Annotated in this window: 4 protein-coding genes and 1 pseudogene; 4 read left to right on the forward strand and 1 reads right to left on the reverse strand. The window is 64.1% G+C overall.

What is annotated here, in order from left to right:
• The 4 genes from ACE3SS_RS15070 to ACE3SS_RS15085 all read left to right on the forward strand — a co-directional run.
• Nucleotides 1-1,124, forward strand: a 1,124-nt coding sequence (locus tag ACE3SS_RS15070) for a murein L,D-transpeptidase family protein (RefSeq protein WP_374595355.1), incomplete at its 5' end; no start/stop codon positions are given.
• Complete coding sequence (locus ACE3SS_RS15075) at nucleotides 1,121-1,672, forward strand: peptidylprolyl isomerase (RefSeq protein WP_374595357.1); 552 nt, start codon at nucleotides 1,121-1,123, stop codon at nucleotides 1,670-1,672. The genes ACE3SS_RS15070 and ACE3SS_RS15075, both read left to right, overlap by 4 nt.
• Before the next feature lie 3 nt (nucleotides 1,673-1,675).
• Nucleotides 1,676-2,179 (forward strand): peptidylprolyl isomerase, encoded by a 504-nt coding sequence (locus ACE3SS_RS15080; RefSeq protein ID WP_374595359.1) that lies wholly within the window; start codon nucleotides 1,676-1,678, stop codon nucleotides 2,177-2,179.
• 92 nt (nucleotides 2,180-2,271) lie between these two features.
• Nucleotides 2,272-3,054 (forward strand): UDP-2,3-diacylglucosamine diphosphatase, encoded by a 783-nt coding sequence (locus ACE3SS_RS15085; RefSeq protein WP_374595361.1) that lies wholly within the window; start codon nucleotides 2,272-2,274, stop codon nucleotides 3,052-3,054.
• A gap of 111 nt (nucleotides 3,055-3,165) precedes the next feature.
• Here the strand turns inward: ACE3SS_RS15085 and clpA are convergent.
• Nucleotides 3,166-3,613: pseudogene (gene clpA, locus ACE3SS_RS15090) on the reverse strand (ATP-dependent Clp protease ATP-binding subunit ClpA); the annotation flags it as partial.

Consider the following 3,613-nt stretch of genomic DNA (forward strand, 5'->3'; position numbering starts at 1 on the left):
CCTCGCTGGCATCGGCGCGCGATCCTGAAGCACGCCTGCTGGACATCTATCGCCTCGTCGGCGCAGGCAACACGCGCGAAGCGCTCAAGCAAGCTCGTGCCCTGGTTGAAGACGTACCCAATTTTCAACTGGCCCAGCTGGTCTACGCCGACCTGCTCAGCGCGCAGATCACGCCGCTGCGCACCTTCGGCGCCGCACCAGGCTACATCTCATCGTTTGCTCCGCCCGATCGCCTGACCCAGCTTCGCGAAGAGGCCGCTCGGCGTATCCAGGCTCTGCGGGAACGCCCACCGACCGGCGCCATCCCAAGACAGTTCATCGAACTGCCACCGTCGAGCGCACACGCCATCGCGGTCGACGCAAGCCGCTCGCGCCTGTATCTGTTTGCCAATTCATCGCAAGGCATGCAGATCTTGACTGACCACTACGTGTCGCTCGGCCGCCTGGGCGTCGAAAAATCCGTGGCAGGCGATCAGCGCACCCCGGTCGGCGTCTACTTCGTCACCAGTCGCCTCGACGGCAAGCAGCTCACCGACTTCTACGGCACCGGCGCCCTGCCACTGAACTACCCCAACGAATATGACAAGCGCCTGGGCCGCACCGGCAACGGCATCTGGCTGCACGGCGTGCCGCGCGACAACTACGCGCGCAGCCCGCACAGCACCGATGGTTGCGTGGTGATGTCCAACCCCGATCTCGATTCGCTGCTGCGTCAGGTGGAGCCGCGCTCAACGCCCGTGCTCATCGTGCAGCGGCTGGAGTGGGTGCAGCCTGGCGCCGTCGCCCCTGACCGCGCCCGCGTTCGCAACCTGATCGAAGGTTGGCGCGTCGCCCGCACCAGCGGTGATCTGAACCGTGCCCTCGCGTTCTACTCTCCGCAGTTTCAGCCCGGCACCGACCCGGCCAAATGGCGACGCGCCCTGGAGCGCGACGTGCAGAGCCTGAGGGGGCGCAGCACGCAGATCAAAGACTTGTCCGTCCTAACCTGGCGCGACAAAAGTGAGATCATGGTCGTGACGTTCGGCGAGGTGCTGGCAGGCCAGCGCAGCGGGCCGATCAAACGGCAATACTGGGGCCAGGAAAACGGCCTCTGGAAAATCTTCTACGAAGGAGTAATCGGATGAACTCTTTGCTACGTGCCGCCCTGGTGAGCGGCCTCATGGCCTTCAGCGCGCTGGCGTCGGCCCAGACCGTCAAGATCGCCACCAGCATGGGCGACATCGTCGTCAAGCTCGACGCTGAAAAGGCCCCCAAGACCGTGGCCAACTTCATGGCCTACACCAAGGCCAACTTCTATAACGGCACGATCTTCCATCGGGTGATCGACGGCTTCATGATCCAGGGCGGCGGCTTCACCACCGACATGCGCCAGAAGCCCACCAATGCCCCCATCCCGCTCGAGAGCCGCAACGGCCTGAGCAACAAGCGCGGCACCATCGCCATGGCGCGCACGTCCGACCCCAACTCGGCCACCGCCCAGTTCTTCATCAACGTGAAGGACAATGCCTTCCTCGACCAACCCAATGCGGGCGACGGCGAAGGTTACGCCGTGTTCGGTCAAGTCATCAAAGGCATGGACGTGGTCGACAAGATCAAGCAAGTCGCCACCGTCAAACCGGGCGACGTCCCCGTCACCCCCATCGTGATCAAACAAGTCTCCGTGGAGAAATAAACCATGACCAAAACTGTTGAACTGCAAACCAGCCACGGCGCCATCCGCATCGAACTCGACGACGCCGCCGCCCCCAAGACGGTGGCGAACTTCCTGGCCTACGTGAACAAGGGCCACTACAACGGCACGATCTTCCACCGCGTGATCAAGGGTTTCATGATTCAAGGTGGCGGCTTTGAAGCCGGCATGAAGCAAAAGCCGACCGATGCGCCGATCGAGAACGAAGCCAAGAACGGCCTGAAGAACAACCACTACACCGTCGCCATGGCCCGCACGCAAGACCCGCACTCGGCTTCGGCGCAGTTCTTCATCAACACCACCAACAACGACTTCCTGAACTTCAAGTCCGAGAACGTTCAGGGCTGGGGCTACGCTGTGTTTGGCAAAGTGGTGTCGGGCATGGACGTGGTGGACCAGATCGAGAAGGTGAAGACCGGCCGCAAGGGCTTCCACGATGACGTGCCCGTCGACGACGTCGTCATCAACCAAGCCGTCGAGATCGCCTGATCTGCCTCCTGGCCGGGCGCCGTCACGCGCCCGCCAGATGACGGTCGAGCCCCGCTTCAGGGGTTCGGCCTCACCCCCAGCGGCCCGCGCTCATGACCCCTGCCGAGCAAACCCGACAAGCCACAGTCGTGGCCCCCGATGGCTGGCGGCTCATCGACTTCCTGTCTGACCTGCACCTCCGAAGCGCCGACAGCCCGACGTTCGCGGCCTTCGAGCAACACCTGCTCCACAGCCGAGCCGACGCCATCTTCATCCTGGGCGACCTGTTCGAGGCCTGGGTGGGAGACGACGCCTGCTCCGACCCTTTCGAGCAGCGCAGCCTCGACGTCCTCCGCCGCGCGGCCCAGACGCGCTTCATCGGTCTGATGCACGGCAACCGTGACTTTCTGATCGGCGCCGACTGCCTGCAAGACCTTGGCGTGACTGCGCTGCACGACCCGACGCTGCTGATCGCGTTCGGGCAGCGGATCCTGCTCTCTCATGGCGATGCCTGGTGTCTGGCAGACACCCGCTACCAGGCCTATCGAGCGCAGGTGCGCTCACCGCAATGGCAGCAAGCCATCCTGCAACAGCCGTTGGCCGACCGCCGCGCGTTGGCCACCAAGATACGCGCCGGCAGCGACGCTCAACGCGCCATGGCCGAGCCCGAGAGCTGGGCCGATGTGGATACCGCCATCGCCCTGCAACACCTGGAGGCGGCTCAAGCGCATGCGTTGATCCACGGTCACACCCACCGCCCAGGCGAGCACGAAATGGCTCCCGGGCTCACGCGCTGGGTCTTGAGTGACTGGGATCTGGACAACCCCCACCCGCGCGCCGACGTGCTGAGACTCAGCGCGGGCGGCCTGACCCGCATCGCACCGGAAGCGGGCTGATCCGGCCCGGCGCGCGCTGACGCCATCCGGGCGTACGAGCCGATTCCTGCGCCAAAAGCGAAGGGGGCCGAAGCCCCCCCTTTGCGCAATTGCCAACACCGATCAGCCGACTTACTCCGCCGTCGCGGGCTCGGCCTTCGGCTTGTCACGCTTGGTCGGCTGGATGTCGAGTTCGACCTTGCCATCGTCATCCACATCCACCGTCAAACGGCCGCCGTCCGTCAACTGACCGAAGAGCAACTCATCAGCCAGCGAGCGCCGGATGGTGTCCTGAATCAGTCGCTGCATCGGCCGCGCGCCCATCAGCGGGTCGAAGCCCTGCTTGGCCAAATGCTTGCGCAAGGCGTCGGTGAACGTGACCTCGACCTTCTTCTCGGCCAACTGGCTTTCAAGCTGCAGCAGGAACTTGTCAACCACCCGCAGGATGATTTCCTCGTCCAGCGGCTTGAAGCTCACCGTTGCATCCAGGCGGTTGCGGAATTCCGGCGTGAACAAGCGCTTGATGTCCGCCATTTCGTCGCCCGACTGACGCAGCGAGGTGAACCCGATGGTCGCCTTC

Origin of the sequence: Aquabacterium sp., assembly GCF_041915145.1 — a bacterium.
Classification (GTDB): domain Bacteria; phylum Pseudomonadota; class Gammaproteobacteria; order Burkholderiales; family Burkholderiaceae_C; genus Aquabacterium.

Coding starts and splice junctions, on each gene's coding strand:
- ACE3SS_RS15075 (WP_374595357.1), top strand. CDS start 1,121: ATGAACTCTTTGCTACGTGCCGCCCTGGTGAGCGGCCTCATGGCCTTC.
- ACE3SS_RS15080 (WP_374595359.1), top strand. CDS start 1,676: ATGACCAAAACTGTTGAACTGCAAACCAGCCACGGCGCCATCCGCATC.
- ACE3SS_RS15085 (WP_374595361.1), top strand. CDS start 2,272: ATGACCCCTGCCGAGCAAACCCGACAAGCCACAGTCGTGGCCCCCGAT.